Origin of the sequence: Promicromonospora sp. NPDC090134 (assembly GCF_044746965.1) — a bacterium.
Classification (GTDB): Bacteria; Actinomycetota; Actinomycetes; order Actinomycetales; family Cellulomonadaceae; genus Promicromonospora.
Window position 1 is genome coordinate 1 of the sequence record NZ_JBIVCZ010000026.1, and the last position, 1,418, is coordinate 1,418.

The 1,418-nt window shown below is 58.3% G+C and carries 1 rRNA gene; it reads right to left on the bottom strand.

What is annotated here, in order from left to right:
* Nucleotides 1-55: 55 nt before the first annotated feature.
* Nucleotides 56-1,418: ribosomal RNA gene (locus ACIPN7_RS29840) — 16S ribosomal RNA — on the bottom strand; the annotation flags it as partial.

Here is a 1,418-nt window from a genome sequence, read left to right on the forward strand (position 1 = left end):
GGGGCAGCACGGCGTCCCCGGGTGTCCCAGGGCCTGATGGAGATGAGCTCCTTAGAAAGGAGGTGATCCAGCCGCACCTTCCGGTACGGCTACCTTGTTACGACTTAGTCCCAATCGCCAGTCCCACCTTCGACCACTCCCTCCCACAAGGGGTTGGGCCGTGAGCTTCGGGTGTTACCAACTTTCGTGACTTGACGGGCGGTGTGTACAAGGCCCGGGAACGTATTCACCGCAGCGTTGCTGATCTGCGATTACTAGCGACTCCGACTTCACGGGGTCGAGTTGCAGACCCCGATCCGAACTGAGACCGGCTTTTTGGGATTCGCTCCACCTCACGGTATCGCAGCCCTCTGTACCGGCCATTGTAGCATGCGTGAAGCCCAAGACATAAGGGGCATGATGATTTGACGTCATCCCCACCTTCCTCCGAGTTGACCCCGGCAGTCTCCCATGAGTCCCCGGCATAACCCGCTGGCAACATAGGATAAGGGTTGCGCTCGTTGCGGGACTTAACCCAACATCTCACGACACGAGCTGACGACAACCATGCACCACCTGTGTACGAGTGTCCAAAGAGAACCCCATCTCTGGGGCTTTCTCGTACATGTCAAGCCTTGGTAAGGTTCTTCGCGTTGCATCGAATTAATCCGCATGCTCCGCCGCTTGTGCGGGCCCCCGTCAATTCCTTTGAGTTTTAGCCTTGCGGCCGTACTCCCCAGGCGGGGCACTTAATGCGTTAGCTGCGGCACAGAACGAGTGGAACCCGCCCCACACCTAGTGCCCAACGTTTACGGCATGGACTACCAGGGTATCTAATCCTGTTCGCTCCCCATGCTTTCGCTCCTCAGCGTCAGTAACTGCCCAGAGACCTGCCTTCGCCATCGGTGTTCCTCCTGATATCTGCGCATTCCACCGCTACACCAGGAATTCCAGTCTCCCCTACAGCACTCTAGTCTGCCCGTACCCGATGCAAGCCCACAGTTGAGCCATGGGATTTCACACCAGACGCGACAGACCGCCTACGAGCTCTTTACGCCCAATAATTCCGGACAACGCTTGCGCCCTACGTATTACCGCGGCTGCTGGCACGTAGTTAGCCGGCGCTTCTTCTGCAGGTACCGTCACTTGCGCTTCTTCCCTGCTGAAAGAGGTTTACAACCCGAAGGCCGTCATCCCTCACGTGGCGTCGCTGCATCAGGCTTTCGCCCATTGTGCAATATTCCCCACTGCTGCCTCCCGTAGGAGTCTGGGCCGTGTCTCAGTCCCAGTGTGGCCGGTCGCCCTCTCAGGCCGGCTACCCGTCGACGCCTTGGTAGGCCATTACCCCACCAACAAGCTGATAGGCCGCGAGCCCATCCCCCACCGAAAAACTTTCCAACACCCACCATGCGGTAAGTGCTCATATCCGGTATTAGACC